This is a genomic window from Vibrio sp. TAP-3B (genome assembly GCF_057784735.1).
The window spans coordinates 402,473-418,650 of record NZ_CM173496.1 but is presented as its reverse complement, the minus strand read 5'-3'; the positions used below and the strand labels follow the sequence as shown (position 1 = coordinate 418,650).

The window sequence follows — 16,178 nt, the reverse complement described above, 5'->3', positions numbered from 1 at the left end:
GAAGGTTAAGCAACCTTAGTGATTTTGACCGGACACTTCTTAAAGTCTGTCTGTTTGGACAGTGGGTCAGTTGCATCAAGGATAAGCTTATTAATCAAAATACGAGCATCAAAGAACGGTACGAAGACCAAACCTTTTGGCGGACGATTACGACCGCGGGTTTCAACACGAACGCGAACCTCACCACGCTTGTTGGCAATCAACACCTCTTCACCGCGGCGAACGTTACGTGCGTTTGCATCCTCTGGGTGCATATAACACACCGCATCTGGTACTGCTTTGTACAGTTCAGGGACACGGCGTGTCATGGTGCCTGTGTGCCAGTGCTCAAGAACCCGTCCGGTACATAGCCATAAATCGTGCTCGGCATCTGGCACCTCTGGTGGCGCTTCGTATGGCGCTGAGATAATCTTTGCTCTACCATCTGCATTACCGTAGAAATCCCAACCTGAACCTGCTTTTGCGTATGGATCTGACCCTTCTTTAAAGCGCCATAGTGTTTCTTTACCATCAACAACAGGCCAACGCAGACCACGGACAGTATGGTAGACATCGTAAGGTGCTAAGTCGTGACCGTGACCGCGGCCAAACGTTGCGTATTCTTCGAACAGGCCTTTCTGTACGTAGAAGCCGAAATGGTGAGATTCATCATTCAACGTGCGTGCTTCTTCAACAGGGAATTTGTCAACGTTACCATTTTGGTAGAGTACGTCGAACATGGTTTTACCGCGCAGTTCAGGCGCTTTGTTTAAGAGATCTTCGGGCCATACTTCTTCCATCTTGAAGCGTTTAGAGAATTCCATGACTTGCCATAAGTCAGATTTGGCTTCGCCAACCGTATCAACTTGTTGGTACCAAGCTTGAGTACGACGCTCTGCGTTACCGTAAGCGCCTTCTTTCTCAATCCACATTGCCGTTGGCAGGATAAGGTCAGCCGCTTGCGCTGTTACGGTAGGATAAGGGTCAGAAACCACAATGAAGTTCTCTGGGTTACGGTAACCAGGTATGCGTTCGGCATTGATGTTCGGGCCTGCTTGCATGTTGTTATTACATTGCACCCAGTAACAGTTCAGAACGCCGTCATTCAACATACGGTCTTGTAGTACGGCGTGGAAGCCGGGTTTTGGTGGAATAGTACCTTCAGGTAGTTTCCAGATCTTCTCTGCAATCTGACGGTGTTTAGGGTTTGCTACCACCATATCTGCTGGTAAACGGTGCGCAAAAGTACCAACTTCACGTGCCGTACCACAAGCGGAAGGCTGACCCGTTAGTGAGAATGGGCTGTTGCCTGGAGTCGAAATCTTACCTGTTAGTAGGTGAAGGTTGTACACCAAGTTGTTCATCCACACACCGCGAGTATGTTGGTTCATACCCATAGTCCACAGCGACATCACTTTGGTGTTTGGATCCGCGTATTGTTTTGCAAGCTCGATCAGCTTTTCTTTTTCAACACCAGAGATCTCAGACGCTTTTTCTACCGTGTATGGCGCGACTGATTGTTTGTACTCTTCGAAAGAGGTTGATGTCAATTTGCCAGAGTTCGGGTTCTTCGCAACTGTTTGAAGCGGGTCATCGTCACGCAGGCCGTAACCGATATCGGTGTCTGCTTGGGTAAAGTTCGTGTGTTTATTCACAAAGTCCCAATTCACAGCATCGTTTTCAATGATGTAGTTTGCGATGTAGTTAGCAATCGCGAGGTCAGACTGTGGGTTAAAAATGTAGCCGTGATCTGCTAACTCAAATGAACGATGGTAGTAAGTAGAAAGTACGTTTACTTTCACATGAGGGTAGCTTAATCGACGGTCAGTAATACGAGTCCACAAAACGGGGTGCATTTCTGCCATATTTGATCCCCAAAGAACGAATGTATCTGCGTTCTCGAAGTCGTCATAACAGCCCATTGGTTCATCAATACCAAAAGCCCGCATAAAGCCCACTACTGCTGACGCCATACAGTGACGTGCGTTTGGGTCGATATTGTTAGAGCGAAAGCCCGCTTTCATCATTTTAGAGGCGGCGTAACCTTCCATCACGGTCCATTGACCAGAACCAAACATACCAACGCTCGTCGGGCCTTTTTTCTCGAGGGAGGCTTTCCATTTTTCGGCCATGATATCAAAAGCGTCATCCCAAGAGACGGGAGTGAAATCCCCTTCTTTATGATATTTGCCATTTTTCATGCGCAGTAAAGGTTGAGTTAAACGGTCTTGACCGTACATGATCTTAGAAAGGAAATAACCTTTAATGCAGTTTAAGCCTTTGTTTACTGGGGCTTCTGGATCACCTTGTGTTGCTACTACTTTGCCGTTTTGAGTCCCAACAAGAACAGAGCAACCAGTACCGCAGAAACGACAAGGTGCTTTGTCCCATGTGATCTTGGTTTGATCAGAGCTTGCAATCAAGTTGGTAGCGGATGCTGGTAGTGTCACACCTGCGACAGCAGCCGCTGATGCAGCTGCGTTTGCTTTCACAAACGCACGTCTTGTCATTTTCATACTTCACCCTCGATTTGGGAATGTGGTGTTCTAGTGTCTTCTTCATCTGTTTCTTCAAGCGCAGTTTCGATTTGGTGATAGACCAATACTGTGCTCAAGACATTCGGTAAATTATTAATGGCATCGATAGTGTCAGTGATGAATCCTTGATTCTTGGTTTCAAGTACCACCACGATTTTGCCTTCTGGACTGTCACCGTAGATTTCTGCATTTTCATGTGCTTCAATCTGTTTTTTGATGTCATCTAGGTGCTCTGGCAGTACGTGTACGACCAGACTTGAAATATGCACTTCGTTTAGCGACATATAGCTCTCTCATTTATTGCCTTTGATCGACGACATACGACTTAGGCTGTTATATTGCTCACATTGATGGATGAAGTCGGGCACACAGAAACACAGGCGCCGCAGCCGTTACACTCATCAAGGTCTAAATTGGGTTGTGCTACTTTTCCTAGCTCTAACTTGAACTGGATTGCCATTGGGTCGCACATATCCCCACAACTTCGACATTCGACATTCTGTTTGGCTAAGCAAGAGTCTTTAATATTGGCCTTTGCTTGCCAAGGTTGCTCTGTCTTAGGTAAGAAAAGCGGCTCTGGACACGCATCGGCACACTGATAGCAAAATGTGCACTCATCGATAGAAAAATCGACTGACGGGAATCCGCCATCACTTTTGGTTATAATTTTCGTTTCACAGGCATCAATGCACTTTCCGCAACGTGTACAATCATCCGTAAAGCGTTCTGGTTGGGCTAACCAAGGCAGACGCGCGGTGTTATCGGTGAGTGTTTTTCTTGCAAAGAACCTTCTTCTGGAAAGATCTACCACTTAGTCACCTCGAAACTTGGAACCTGAGCTAAGCATAGCCCACAACTTTCATTAATAAACTGTCATTAAAGTTAATGAAATTGTAGTTTTTGACATATTTGTATAAATACCTCTTAGGGGGTAAATAGGGGGCAATATTGTTTTGGATCAATAAATTCCGGCGTAGGTGATCACATATTGATAAAGTTGCAAACTAATGGGTTCGTTGCTCACATGAGTTGGCAATGAATAGGCGAGGATTCAGATTGTTTAAAAATGTGAAAAAGTCAGTGACGCGTACGATTGCGTCCGCAATGCTCGTTATCTTGTTGTTGTCGGTTGCAACCACTGGTTTTGCAATTTTTACTTTAGCATCCAGTTTGAACGATGCCGAGGCGGTTAATGTGGCCGGCTCAATGCGGATGCAAAGCTACCGCCTGGCACACGATATACAGATAAAATCGGTTGATTACTCTTCACATATTGACACATTCGAATATTCGATTTATTCACCTTCAATGAAGGCACTGCAGCATTGGTCTGTGCCAAAAGACATAACGCAAGATTACTACCGGTTAATCATGAGATGGCACGATCTTAAATCGGTTTTACAAGGCGATGATCCGGAGGAGTATCAACAACTCGTCGCAGGATTTGTACAACAGATAGATGAGTTTGTTTTCAAACTGCAAAATTTTTCAGAACAGAAGCTGATGAACTTAGCTTGGATTGGTGGGTTAGGGCTTGGTGGCATCCTTTGCGTCAGTATGTTTGTTGTTTACTTTGTTCGGCTTGAAGTGGTGAGGCCTTTACGGGCGTTAGTCTTTGCTAGTGAACAGATCAAAAACCGTTCTTTTGATGTATCACTTGCCGTATCCAGTGATAATGAAATGGGAATCCTTACCCGAACTTTTAACCGAATGGCGGCGGATCTTGGCAAGCTGTACCGCGGGTTAGAACAAGCTGTTGATGAGAAAACTCGGAAGTTGCAACATGCGAATCAATCGCTTGAGGTGTTGTATGACTCTTCTAAAGAGCTAACGGCATCGCGTATTAATCAAGATAATTTTCAGGCCATTTTACAGCATATTGCGAGCTTAGAAGGCATTAAGGCCGTCAAACTTGAAATCGAGCAACTGGGCGAGCCAAGTTGGATATTGATGGAAGGGGAAGAATGTTGTCATGACTGCGATAATGAGTGTCACACCAAAGCGATGACTTTAGATGGCGAGCATCTCGGGTACTTATACTGGAAAGCCGGGCTACCTTGTCCCAATGAAGCGCTCATTGACAACTTTGTGCAGATTCTTTCACGAGCCGTATATTATAATCGTGCCCAGCGACAAGCAGAACAGATTTTGTTGATGGAAGAGCGTGCGACGATTGCAAGAGAGCTCCATGACTCTCTAGCTCAGGCGCTTTCTTACCTAAAAATCCAGGTAGCTTTGCTTAAGAGAAGCGTGAAAAACTTACCCGATGAAAGTGCGATTACACAGGCCAACCAAGTCATAGCCGAGTTAGATACTGGTTTGTCTGCTGCTTACACTCAACTGCGAGAGCTTCTGACGACATTTCGTCTGACAATAAAAGAGGCCGGTTTTGGTCAGGCACTACAAGACATGGTTGAAAGCCTGAACGAACAAACCTCGGCAGAGATCTCTTTGAAAAATGGTATCTCATCAACCGAATTGAACGCACATCAACAGGTGCATTTACTACAGTTGATAAGAGAGGCCGCAATTAATGCCATCAAACACGCGAAAGCGGATAATATTCATATTCAATGTATTGATAATAATGGAAAAATAACAGTCAGCGTCACAGACGATGGAATAGGTTTTGAACATCAAGACGAAAAACTTAATCATTACGGTATGAGTATCATGCAAGAGCGTGCGGCGAGGCTGCACGCCGATCTTCACATTGAAGCATCGATAAATAAAGGTTGTACCGTCAAACTCGAATTCCAACATAGTAAGGAAATAAACAGTGACAGTGTGTAAAGTAATGCTGGTGGACGACCATCCACTCATGCGACGAGGTATTCATCAACTCTTAAGCTTCGAGCCAGAGTTTGAAGTTGTCGCAGAAGTCAGTAATGGCGCAGATGCGGTAGCTAACGCACACGAACTGGAACTGGATTTGGTACTTCTTGATCTTAATATGAAGGGCATGTCTGGCTTAGACACACTACAAGCGCTACGTGCCGATGGTTGCGAAGCTCGTATTGTGATCCTAACCGTTTCAGACAGTCCCGTGGATATTGAAACCATAGTGCGTAGCGGTGCCGATGGCTATTTATTAAAAGACACAGAGCCAGAGGAGCTGGTGGCGTTGCTAAAACAGGCTCATCAAGGCGACAAAGCCTACAGTCAAGAAGTGAGAAAGTACTTGAGTGAACGTTCTGATCACGAGGACATTTTTGATGCGCTGACTGATCGTGAAACACAGATCTTACAAGAAGTGGCAAGAGGCTTCCGCAATAAGCAGATTGCTGATCGCCTATTTATTTCAGAGTCGACGGTTAAAGTACACATGAAGAGCTTACTCAAAAAGCTCCAAGTCCCGTCACGAACAGCAGCAACTATTCTTTATCTAGAGCGTTTTGGTGATATTAGGTGATATACTTATAATAGGATAAAAATTAATTTTATCAAAAGGTTAAACTAGTTGTGTAAATAAAAAAACCGCCTTTAGAAAGGCGGTTTTTTTATTTGTCTGGGCGAATAGAGTACAAGTCACTGCTGTGCTTACCGCATTCTAAATAGTACTGATAAGCTACTTTTTTGCTTTCAGCGACGACCATCATGCAGTGCATTTGCCCCTGTTCAAAATATCGAATTTCATATTCTATACTGGTATCAAGTTGCTCTGCGGCTACCATACTTCGCCTCCATAAACTATCCAAAAATAAATGCAAATTACATGCCGTTATAAGAAGCACCGTTTGGTGTTTCTATTGGCCAACAAATGTGCTCTAACTCACTTTTTTGCGGATAGTTGTGATCAAAAAGTTAATTTCAAACTGTATATACTATTAGGGTGGCAATCAACGTATGTCACTCTGACGTAAGTTTGCCGCAATATCAAGTGATACAAATTGAGTATAGAACTTAATCAATAGAAAAGGGAATACGAATAAGTGATTAAATTACATAGTTTATCTAATAAGGTACGTCAGTATTGCCTTATATTTTTTTTCGTATTTCTGTTGGCGGGTTGTGCGAAGAAGTTCTTATATAGCAATATCGATTGGTTCATCGTCGATTACATAGAGGATTATGTATCGCTAGAGGGGGAACAGGAAACCTTAATAAAAGAGCGGTTATTACTGTTGACTGAATGGCATAAAAAAGAAGAATTACCTTTATATATCGATCATTTAAAAGATCTCGAAGCATTACAGGCGAATGATATTACTTTAGCGTATTTTCAGCAAAACAGAGGCAGACTACGAGCGCATTACAATAGAATGGTAAGTAAGGTTGCGCCTGACCTTTTCTCATTAAGTTTACAGCTAACTAAAGAGCAAGAGCGCGAATTTTTGAGCAATGTGCAAGAGCATTACCAAGAAAGAGATGCTAAATACGCGGATAAATCAGAGGATGAAATGCGAGAGGTTATTCTGGATAACGCTGAAGAATGGATAGAAGAGTGGATTGGGCATTTAAATAATAAGCAATATGAATATGCTCAGGAGTTTTCTCAGCAAGTTATTCTTAATCGCTCGTTGTGGCGAGGTTATCGAGCTTCAATATATCAAGAGCTTGAATACTTGTTCGAAAGTAAGGCGAACCCGGTTATTTATCAAGGCGTATTTATGCGATTGCTGTTCGAGCCGGAAAGTTATTATGGTCAGCAGCTCTCTGAAAACATTGATTATAATGTTGCGCTTATTGATCAACTTACTTTAGATATCGCGGATTCTATGACTGGAAAGCAATGGAATCATTTTCATGAAAAGGTTAAAGAATGGCGTGTGTTGGTTGAGGAGTTACGAGATTAAACACGTCGTTATAAGTCATTTAATGTAGGCCTGTTAGTAATAAATGATTCAAAGCTAATTGGTATTGAATTAAGAGCGTGACATGGTTGAAGTTAGATGAGGCCACTACACCATTTAGTTTACGGTTTGTCGTGCCCATTGATAAAAACAATGAGAATAAATATGAAGCATGTAGTTTAGTGTCACGCCATCATCTAGGTATTGCACAAGGCCAAAATAGTTAACCGATGGACTGGGCTGCGACATTCTAGGTGAAAGGATGGAAAAAACCGTGCTTGTGATGGTTAAAATCGCCGAACCGACCGCGAAGAGTCATGGCTAACCAGAGAGCCTTAGGCAACCCTCCCCAAAGAAAAGCCCAGATATAATCTGGGCTTTTCGGATCAAAATAAAATTAGCGAACGTCTTTGTCTTCGATCTCTATATCTTCTAACGGTAACCAATCTACCTTGACACCTGCTTGATCGAACATATCTTGACTGACTTGGATTTTATCTCCCCATCGGGATAAAAAATCCTCAGATTGCACAGGGCAGTGCACATGTGAAATACCCGTTTGGATTATCTTTGCTGCGCAGTTAGGGCATGGGAAGTGGGTAACCCAAATATCACTGCCATCTAAATCGCGTTTAGAGAAAAGAATCGCGTTCTCTTCTGCATGCAGTGTTTTGAGGTATTTCAGCTCGCGTTCATCGGTGTCCACGCTGTCTGAGACACCGTGCGGATAGCCATTAAAGCCAACAGATACAATACGATTCTGTTTAGTGATTACCGCACCTACCTGTGTTGACGGGTCTTTACTCCAAGACGCTACTAGCTCTGCCATTTGGTAAAAACGTTTCGCCCATTTAGAAATCATTGTCATCCTCTCGGTCGAAGGCTTTGAATTTATTGAATGATAACCCATTTTTTTAAAAAATAGTCAAAATCTGGGTCTTGAGTATGACGGCGTCATATTTTGTTTGTGTAAGGACAAAACACACTTAACTTGCGCCTAACCGTATTGTCCAGTCGTTATAGTGCTTGTCAATTTAATCTATATCTAAAGTTTATGATTAAGAGGGGTTTGTTTTTCCCGTCAAATAACATTGTTAAATAAATTACTTTATTTTCTATTTGTTTCATCTATTTACGTTTAGAAACACTTTCCCCATTTTTGAGTGAAGTTTTCAGGTCTTACAGGGGGTATGGTTGACGCGAATTCAACAATATCCTGTTCTATAAAGACGGTAAATATATGCAGAAGAAACCACTTGTCGCATTAATGGCGGCTACAGTTATCCTTGCTGGATGCGGGGAAGCTAGTAATGCAGCAAAGGAAAGTGAAGCTCCTCTCGTTGTGACTCAGGATGTCTCGATTATCGACTACCAACCGAGTAAGTCTTATATCGGCCGCATTGAAGCCGTAGAAGATACCAATATCACCGCGCAGATTTCTGGTTACTTAAAAGCTCGTCATTTTGAAGAGGGACAAATGGTAGAGAAAGGTCAACTCCTTTACTCTATTGAACCTTCTTCATTTGAAGCTCAAGTCGCGAGCGCTAAAGCGGCACTTGCACAAGCGAAAGCAGCGTTAAAAAAAGCGGAGTTGGACCATGCTCGTGGTAAGAACCTACTCCCTCGCGGTAGTATTTCTCAATCAGAATTCGACGCTTTAACCGCGGCACTTCTTGGTGCTAAAGCGGAATTAGAAGCGGGCAAAGCTCAGCTTAAGCTTGCGGAAGTTAACCTTTCTTACACTCAAATCCGCGCGCCTTTTAGTGGCCGTATTAGTGAGACAAAAGTGAGCACTGGTGATCTTGTTTCGCCATCGTTTGGCGTGCTCACTACATTGGTGAGCTTAGACCCTGTACATACTTCGTTTAGTGTTAGTGAGCGTGAACGCCTAGCAATGGGGATGGACCGAGTAAAAGGTGACGGCTCTGCTGAATCGAATCGGGTCGAAGTCCAGCTTGAGCTTGAAAATGGCCAGTTCTTTGAGCACTTAGGCAAACTTGATTTTTTAGGTAATCGGATTGATACCAAGACTGGAACGATCGCGATGCGAGCACTTGTGCCAAACCCTGATCAGAAACTTCTTCCTGGTCAGCATATCAAGGTGAACTTACGGGATAAGAAAACAAAAGATGTGATTGTTGTTCCTCGACGTGCCGTACAAACCGACCTTGAAGGTGATTTTATTATGGTGTTGGTAGAGGGTGATATCGCTGAGCGTCGAAATGTAGAGCTTGGGCCACAAGTCGCGCAAGGAATTATTATCAGAGAAGGTCTAAGTCAAGGTGATACGGTTATTACACAGGGTCTACAGCGTGTGCGTAATGGCATAGAAGTCAGCCTTCAAACACCTGCTGAAGATAAGCAGTAGGAGCCATTATGTTAAGTCGTTTCTTTATTCAGAGACCAAAATTTGCATTGGTTATTTCGATTATATTAACGTTGGCAGGTGCCATTTCACTTGCACTCCTGCCAGTTGCAGAATACCCACAGATTAGCCCACCGTCGGTAAATGTTTCCGCTTACTACACCGGCGCGAGTGCTGAAGTTGTCGAGCAAGCAATCGCTGACCCCATAGAGACCTCGGTCAATGGCGTTGAGGATATGATCTACATGTCTTCAAAGAGCGCGAACGATGGCTCTTACAGCCTAAACGTCACGTTTGATGTCGGCACCGATCCAGACATGGCGCAAGTGAACGTACAAAACCGTGTGTCACAGATCGAGTCAAAGTTACCTCAAGAAGTGCGCATGGTCGGCGTGACGGTGAAAAAACGTTCACCTGACTTGCTGATGGTTCTGAACTTTTTCTCACCTGATGGGAAATACGATGATCAGTTCTTGGTTAACTATATTAACTTGAATGTGAAAGACCAACTTGCTCGCGCGCAAGGCATCAGTGAAGTTAATGTGATTGGTGGCGGTGAGTATGCCATGCGTGTTTGGTTAGATCCTGAAAAAATGGCCAACCTCAAGCTGACGACTTCCGATATTTACGCAGCTTTGGCTGAACAAAACGTTCAGGTTGCGGCGGGTCGAGTTGGCGCCGCGCCATACAACAATCCGCAAGAAGTTCAGTTCAACCTTGTGACCAAAGGTCGTTTAGAAAGCGTCAGTGAATTTGAAAATGTGGTACTCCGCGCAAATTCAGATGGCTCAACGCTCTACCTGAAAGATGTTGCTCGCATAGAGTTGGGTAAAAAATTCTACAATGGTAATGGTAAGTTCCGTGGTCAAGATGCTTCTATCGTTGCGCTGTCACTTCAATCTGACGCGAATGCATTAGAAAGTGGTCAAGCGGTGATGGAGCTCCTTGAGCGGTTGAGTGAAGATTTTCCAGACGGCATGAGTTACGAGACCAGTTACGATACAACCTTATTTGTATCAGAATCGATCAAAGGAGTGTTAAAAACACTGATTGAAGCGATTCTTCTGGTGATTGCCGTGACTTACTTATTCTTGGGTAGTGCGCGTGCTACGTTGATTCCTGTTGTCGCGATCCCCGTTTCTCTGATTGGTACGTTTGCCATTATGCAGGCGACGGGCTTCACCATTAATACGGTCACTTTATTTGGCTTGATCCTTGCGATTGGTATTGTGGTGGACGATGCGATTCTGGTTATCGAAAACGTCGATACCACCATGGCAAAAGACCCAACCATTTCACCGCGTAAAGCCACTCTGCTCGCAATGAAAGAGGTGACAGGGCCAATCATCACGTCGACCTTGGTCCTACTTGCAGTATTCATACCCGTCGCGATGTTGCCGGGTATCACCGGTATCATGTATCGCCAGTTCGCTTTGACTATCTGTATTTCGGTTGTGATCTCATCCATTAACGCATTGACTCTGTCTCCAGCACTTTGTTCTTTGGTATTGAAGCAGGGTGGGGGCAACACCGCTAACTGGTTCCAAGCTTTCAATCGAGGCTTAGAGCGCATCACAACGCGTTATGGTCAGGTCGCTGGTTTCTTAGTGAAGAAGTCTTTGCTGCTCGTGACGTTCTTTATTGTCGCTATCGCGGCGGTCACTTTCTTTGCGAAAACCACCTCAACAGCGTTTGTTCCTCAAGAAGATAAAGGCATTTTGCTGGTTAACGTTCAGCTACCAGATTCAGCTTCTTTATCTCGTACTGAAGAAGTGACCAGTGATTTAACGAAGATGATCCAAGAAGAGCCGGGCGTTGACGGCGTAACGGTTGCGAACGGTTATTCTTTTATGACTGGTGCTGCGGCGTCTAACGGCGCGTCAGTATTTATTAAATTGAATGACTGGGAAATGCGTAATGCGTTAAGCGGGGATCACTCAGCGAACGCGATTGCCGCACGTATTAATGGCCGAGCGGCAAGACAGTTACCACAGGCGATTGTCTTTGCGATGGGCCCTCCTGCCGTTCCAGGTATGGGTGCCGCTTCTGGTTTTGAGTTTGTATTAGAAGACACGCTAGGCCGTAGTCGTACCGACTTGTCGATGGTCATGGGTGAGATGATTGAGGCCGCCAACCAAGCGCCAGAAATCGCATATACCTTTAGTACATTCCGAGCTAACGTTCCGCATTACTACGTGGATATCAATCGTGAAAAAGCTCAGCAGTTGGGTATTCCATTATCGTCTATCTTTGAAACGCTACAGGGTAATTTAGGTTCTCTTTACGTGAATGATTTCTCCATGTTTGGTAAGAACTTCCGCGTAACGATGCAAGCGGACAGCCAGCACCGCAGTAGTATGGAAGATCTTCAAGCGTTTCCACGTTCGTTCTTCAAATGGTGATATGGTGCCGCTAAGTACACTCGTCAGTCATGAACAAGTGTTTGAGCCTGATGTAGCATGGCGATACAACATGTACCGAAGTGCAATCATTCAAGGCCAACCTGCACCGGGCTATTCTAGTGGTGATGCGATTGCAGCGATGGAACGCGTCGCTGCTGATGTTCTACCACAAGGTTATACCTATGAGTGGACAGGCATGGCGTACCAAGAAGTCCTTGCAGGTAACCAAGCCATCTACGCGTTTGCGCTTGCTCTGATCTTTATCTACTTGTTCATGGTGGCGCAGTACGAGAGTTGGAGTATTCCGTTGGCCATTATTTTGGTGGTGCCAGTCGCGACGTTAGGATCTTTCCTTGCGTTGAACCTGACCGGCACTCCACTGAACTTGTATGCGCAAATCGGTCTTGTCTTGCTTATCGCCTTAGCGGCGAAGAACGCCATCCTGATTGTGGAGTTCGCCAAGCAAGAGCGTGAAGAAAAAGAGGTGGGTATCGACAGTGCAGCGGTGAAGGGGGGACTCTGCGTTTCCGTGCAGTTAACATGACATCTTGGTCATTCATTCTCGGTATTTTCCCGCTTATTTTTGCTGCGGGTGCGGGGCACGTCAGTCAAAACTCGCTGGGTATTTCACTCATTGGTGGTTTGCTCTGTGTGTTGCTAGCGGGTACTTTCTTGATCCCTGGTTTCTATGCGCTGGTTCAAAGGCAACGCGAGAAAATCCACGGAGGAAATACCAAGCTTGTCCCTCTTGATGATGAGTAGTTTCTTCGACCGCCTCATTGCCGAGTGAAATTAAACTAAAGAGAAACGAAAAGCCCGAAGCGATGATGAAGTGACCCCGTAAAGTTGGACATTTCTGTTAAGCGGCTTTCAAGACCTGAGTTCGATATTCTATCGGAGTCAGGCCTTTTAGTTTCACTTTTATACGCTTGGTATTGTAGTACTCGATGTATTCTTTAATTTGTTCTATCAGAGCATCTGCATCTTCAAAGCTTTGGTTGTGATACATCTCTGTTTTGAGTAAAGCAAAAAAGTTTTCAGCAACAGCATTATCCAAGCAGTTACCTTTTCTCGACATGCTTTGCGTTAACCCATTCTCCGCTACCTTTTTCTGATACTGTCGATGGCGATATTGCCAACCTTGATCGCTATGTATAATTGGTTTTGAGTTGGGTTTAAGCGTTGATATAGCTTCCGTCAGCATATCCGTGACAAGCGGCAAGCAGGCATTTTTGGCCACTCTATAAGCAACCACTTCCTGAGTAAACAAGTCGACAACGGGAGACAAGTATACTTTCTGCTCTTTGATTTTGAACTCCGTGACATCTGTTACCCATTTTTCATCGGGTTGAGTCGCACTAAAATCTCTTTCAAGCACGTTAGGAGCTGCTGTTCCAGATTCTCCTCGGTATGAACGATACTTTTTAACCCTGACCGTCGATTTAAGGTTGAGCTGAGCCATAAGTCTTTGAACCGTTTTGTGATTAAGCATAACCCCCTGATTTTTTAGTTCCAAGTGAATACGGCGGTAGCCGTATCGACCCTTATGTTCATGATAAATTGACTTTATCAAACGCAGCTCACGTTCGTAGCTATTTGGGCGCTTACTCGTTTGAGCCTGATAATAGAAGACACTTTTTGCCAACTGTAGAGTGTGCAGTAAGTGCTTCAACGGGTACTTGCCTTTAAGAGTTAGAGCTATGACCGCTTTTTCTTTGTTCGACGGTTTTTTTCCTGCTCCAACTCTTCCAACTTTTTTAGAACGGCATTCTCAGTTCGTAAGTAGACCAACTCCTCTTTTAGCTCCTCAAGTGTCATTTCATTATCAGGTTTAGTGGTACGTTGAGGTTGCTGTTTCATTGAGGGTCTTCCTTTCTGGCGCATTTTGAGCCCTTTGATACCGAGCTCATTAAATCTTTTGAGCCAGACAGAGAGTATCCCCGGGGATGAGAGGTTTAATACTGCGCTAGTGTGCGTGAGAGACCAATCATTCGTCCACATTAAATTCAATGCTTTTCGTTTTTCCTGAGCAGTAGCATGCTTAGTTGGTAAAAATGAATCAGCACCATGGATGACAAAGACTTGAACCCAATACCGTATCTGTCTTGAAGACATTGAATATTGTTTTGCTAAATAGCGAGATGACGCACCATCTAAGCATTGTTTAGCAATGATACATTTTAGCTCGCGGCTATATTTGGACATAAAAAGACCCCCAATAATTGGTGTCCAACTATTGGGGGTCAGTTCATGAACGCTTCGGGCTTTTTAATGAACAGGAAGCCTATGGGTTACTTTAAACGAGTTTTAAACTCGGCCACGGCTTTGTCCATGTCATGAGCTTGCGCGGAAACAGAATTCACTTCATGTAAACATTCTTGAGCGGATTGCATATTGTTTTCAGAAATGACGTTCAGATCCGTAATGGAGCCGTTGACTTGATTCATCACAATACCTTGCTCTTCAATGGCAGAGGCAATGCGCTCCGAGTTACCCTGGATTGCCTGCATGTCGGTAATGATCTGCTGCAAGCTGGTATCCAGTTGCTCAGAGGCGTTAAGGGTTTGTTGGCCTTGATCATTACATTGGTCTATGTCGGAAACTACCGTCGACATTTGAGACTGAATATCGGTAACGACGCGAGTGATTTCTTCGGTCGATTGATGCGTGCGGCTTGCAAGTGCACGCACTTCATCCGCAACCACAGCGAAGCCTCGGCCTTGTTCTCCAGCCCGTGCGGCTTCAATTGCGGCATTAAGCGCAAGTAAGTTAGTTTGCTCTGCAATACCTTGAATGATATTGACTGCGCCACCAATTTTTTCAACATGTTGGTTTAAGGAACCGATCGATTGTTGGCTGTTAGACAAAGTACTGGTTAACTGACTAATATTGGTGACCGTCGCTTCTACAACATGACGACCTTGTTCAGCGTTATTCGCCGCTTGGTGTACACCTTCCACGGCAACTGACGTACTTTCCGATATCTCACCGATTGTGGCAACCATCTGCTGAACAGCGGTTGCCATTGACGCGGTATGATCAGTTTGGGTATGGAATTGCTCCATAACACTTTCCAGCTCACGATGCATATTATCGGTGCTTGATGTGAGTTGAGTCGACTTTTCTTGCGTGCTATGAATCAAGTGTTCTAGCTTATCGAGTAGGTCATTAAGATGGTGGCTGATGTCAAATAGCTCGTCTTGACCTTTTAATTCCGAGCGAAGCCCCATATTGTTGGTCTCACTAATATTTTTGATTGTCTCCAGTAGGCTACTAACACGAGTATTGATTGAGCGTGAAATTTGCCAAATCAGTGCAAAGATTATAATCAATATTAACGCGGTAATAGCTTGCTTAATCAGTGATACTTGATCGTTGCGTTGTGCTGCTACAGAGCTTATTGCCGTCGAAAAAGTTTTAAACTGTTCTTCTACCGTGTGGGATAGGGCACGAGTCTCACCGAGTAACCCTTTATTGTAGGCGATACCAACCACCTGTTTTTGAGCAGCAAGTTGCTTAGCAATATTCAGTAATTTTGAATCCTCAAACCCAACGAGTAAGTTTTTGTCGAACTGCCCAGACTTGACCGCTGAATCAAAACGGATCAGCGAGAGTACTTGTTGATGATCAGCACTCTGCTTTACTTCTAAAAGCACTTGCTCATAACCAGCCAAAAGGCCACTTTGACTATCAAGACCATATCGTTGGTAAGCACTAACGAGAGACTGAAAACCTTTTTGGTAAGCAAGCAAATCTTGCTTGAGCGGTTGGCTTGAAGGAAGGTCATTAATGCTTAGTATGTTAGCAAGCTCTTTTTCAGTGGTTAAAAACTTATCAACATTTGTATTAAACTTATCTAAGTATTTGACGTTGCTACGTAGCAAGAAATCTTTTTCATTTCTGCGTAGGTTGAGTAAGCGTATTTCTAAATCACCGACGAGTTTGATGGCATGATTAAGTTGATTGCTTTGTTTGGCGAAATGAGACGAGGTGCCCAAAAGGGTCGCCATGCCTAAAATGGCGATAACTCCGAGAAAGTAGAGTTTTTGCCTAATGGTCATATTGTTATTTCCTGAATAAGTGACTGAAAAGGGAGATCGAA

12 protein-coding genes and 1 pseudogene are annotated in these 16,178 nt (G+C 44.2%); 5 read left to right on the top strand and 8 right to left on the bottom strand.

Going from position 1 to position 16,178, the window contains the following annotated elements:
• Positions 1 to 5 precede the first annotated feature (5 nt).
• The 3 genes from napA to napF are packed head-to-tail and all read right to left on the bottom strand — an operon-like array spanning position 6 to position 3,327.
• Positions 6 to 2,495, bottom strand: coding sequence for a periplasmic nitrate reductase subunit alpha (gene napA, locus AC3D28_RS16375; RefSeq protein ID WP_488536706.1), 2,490 nt, complete (start codon positions 2,493 to 2,495; stop codon positions 6 to 8).
• Positions 2,492 to 2,800, bottom strand: a complete 309-nt coding sequence (locus AC3D28_RS16370; RefSeq protein WP_098414229.1) for a chaperone NapD — start codon at positions 2,798 to 2,800, stop codon at positions 2,492 to 2,494. Before AC3D28_RS16370 ends, napA begins: the two co-directional genes overlap by 4 nt.
• 41 nt (positions 2,801 to 2,841) lie before the next feature.
• Positions 2,842 to 3,327: a ferredoxin-type protein NapF gene (gene napF, locus AC3D28_RS16365; RefSeq protein WP_098414228.1), complete on the bottom strand. Its 486-nt coding sequence runs from the start codon at positions 3,325 to 3,327 to the stop codon at positions 2,842 to 2,844.
• A gap of 245 nt (positions 3,328 to 3,572) precedes the next feature.
• On the opposite strand from napF, the gene narQ reads away from it, so the two are divergent.
• Positions 3,573 to 5,309: a nitrate/nitrite two-component system sensor histidine kinase NarQ gene (gene narQ, locus AC3D28_RS16360; protein ID WP_488536705.1), complete on the top strand. Its 1,737-nt coding sequence runs from the start codon at positions 3,573 to 3,575 to the stop codon at positions 5,307 to 5,309.
• A complete protein-coding gene (locus tag AC3D28_RS16355) occupies positions 5,296 to 5,928 on the top strand; it encodes a response regulator (RefSeq protein ID WP_488536704.1) in 633 nt (210 codons plus the stop codon). Before narQ ends, AC3D28_RS16355 begins: the two co-directional genes overlap by 14 nt.
• Before the next feature lie 88 nt (positions 5,929 to 6,016).
• On the opposite strand, the gene AC3D28_RS16350 is transcribed toward AC3D28_RS16355, so the two are convergent.
• A complete protein-coding gene (locus tag AC3D28_RS16350; RefSeq protein ID WP_098414226.1) occupies positions 6,017 to 6,190 on the bottom strand; it encodes an RNA helicase in 174 nt (57 codons plus the stop codon).
• A 261-nt stretch (positions 6,191 to 6,451) separates the two neighbouring features.
• Between AC3D28_RS16350 and AC3D28_RS16345 the strand changes: the two genes are divergently transcribed.
• Positions 6,452 to 7,312, top strand: coding sequence for a DUF6279 family lipoprotein (locus AC3D28_RS16345; RefSeq protein WP_488536823.1), 861 nt, complete (start codon positions 6,452 to 6,454; stop codon positions 7,310 to 7,312).
• 394 nt (positions 7,313 to 7,706) lie between these two features.
• Here the strand turns inward: AC3D28_RS16345 and AC3D28_RS16340 are convergent, their stop codons facing one another.
• Entirely contained in the window at positions 7,707 to 8,171 is a 465-nt protein-coding gene (locus tag AC3D28_RS16340; RefSeq protein WP_098414224.1) for a dCMP deaminase family protein, read from the bottom strand.
• A gap of 378 nt (positions 8,172 to 8,549) precedes the next feature.
• On the opposite strand from AC3D28_RS16340, the gene vmeY reads away from it, so the two are divergent.
• Both vmeY and vmeZ read left to right on the top strand, forming a co-directional pair.
• Positions 8,550 to 9,677: a multidrug efflux RND transporter periplasmic adaptor subunit VmeY gene (gene vmeY / locus AC3D28_RS16335; protein WP_098414223.1), complete on the top strand. Its 1,128-nt coding sequence runs from the start codon at positions 8,550 to 8,552 to the stop codon at positions 9,675 to 9,677.
• Between the two features lie 8 nt (positions 9,678 to 9,685).
• Positions 9,686 to 12,838: pseudogene (vmeZ, locus tag AC3D28_RS16330) on the top strand (multidrug efflux RND transporter permease subunit VmeZ).
• Between the two features lie 97 nt (positions 12,839 to 12,935).
• Here vmeZ and AC3D28_RS16325 read toward each other — a convergent pair.
• The 3 genes from AC3D28_RS16325 to AC3D28_RS16315 form a co-directional block, all read right to left on the bottom strand.
• Entirely contained in the window at positions 12,936 to 13,778 is an 843-nt protein-coding gene (locus AC3D28_RS16325) for an IS3 family transposase (protein ID WP_488536032.1), read from the bottom strand.
• A complete protein-coding gene (locus AC3D28_RS16320; RefSeq protein ID WP_098414183.1) occupies positions 13,775 to 14,281 on the bottom strand; it encodes a helix-turn-helix domain-containing protein in 507 nt (168 codons plus the stop codon). The genes AC3D28_RS16325 and AC3D28_RS16320 overlap by 4 nt, the downstream gene beginning before the upstream one ends.
• An 86-nt stretch (positions 14,282 to 14,367) precedes the next feature.
• Positions 14,368 to 16,137 carry a methyl-accepting chemotaxis protein gene (locus tag AC3D28_RS16315; protein ID WP_488536703.1) on the bottom strand — a complete coding sequence of 590 codons (1,770 nt, stop codon included), beginning with the start codon at positions 16,135 to 16,137 and terminating at the stop codon, positions 14,368 to 14,370.
• Positions 16,138 to 16,178 lie beyond the last annotated feature (41 nt).

Bases quoted from the DNA above. Each gene is read 5' to 3' on its own strand.
- napA (WP_488536706.1), bottom strand. From the start codon at position 2,495: ATGAAAATGACAAGACGTGCGTTTGTGAAAGCAAACGCAGCTGCATCA.
- AC3D28_RS16370 (WP_098414229.1), bottom strand. From the start codon at position 2,800: ATGTCGCTAAACGAAGTGCATATTTCAAGTCTGGTCGTACACGTACTG.
- AC3D28_RS16350 (WP_098414226.1), bottom strand. From the start codon at position 6,190: ATGGTAGCCGCAGAGCAACTTGATACCAGTATAGAATATGAAATTCGA.
- AC3D28_RS16340 (WP_098414224.1), bottom strand. From the start codon at position 8,171: ATGATTTCTAAATGGGCGAAACGTTTTTACCAAATGGCAGAGCTAGTA.
- vmeY (WP_098414223.1), top strand. From the start codon at position 8,550: ATGCAGAAGAAACCACTTGTCGCATTAATGGCGGCTACAGTTATCCTT.
- AC3D28_RS16320 (WP_098414183.1), bottom strand. From the start codon at position 14,281: ATGTCCAAATATAGCCGCGAGCTAAAATGTATCATTGCTAAACAATGC.
- AC3D28_RS16315 (WP_488536703.1), bottom strand. From the start codon at position 16,137: ATGACCATTAGGCAAAAACTCTACTTTCTCGGAGTTATCGCCATTTTA.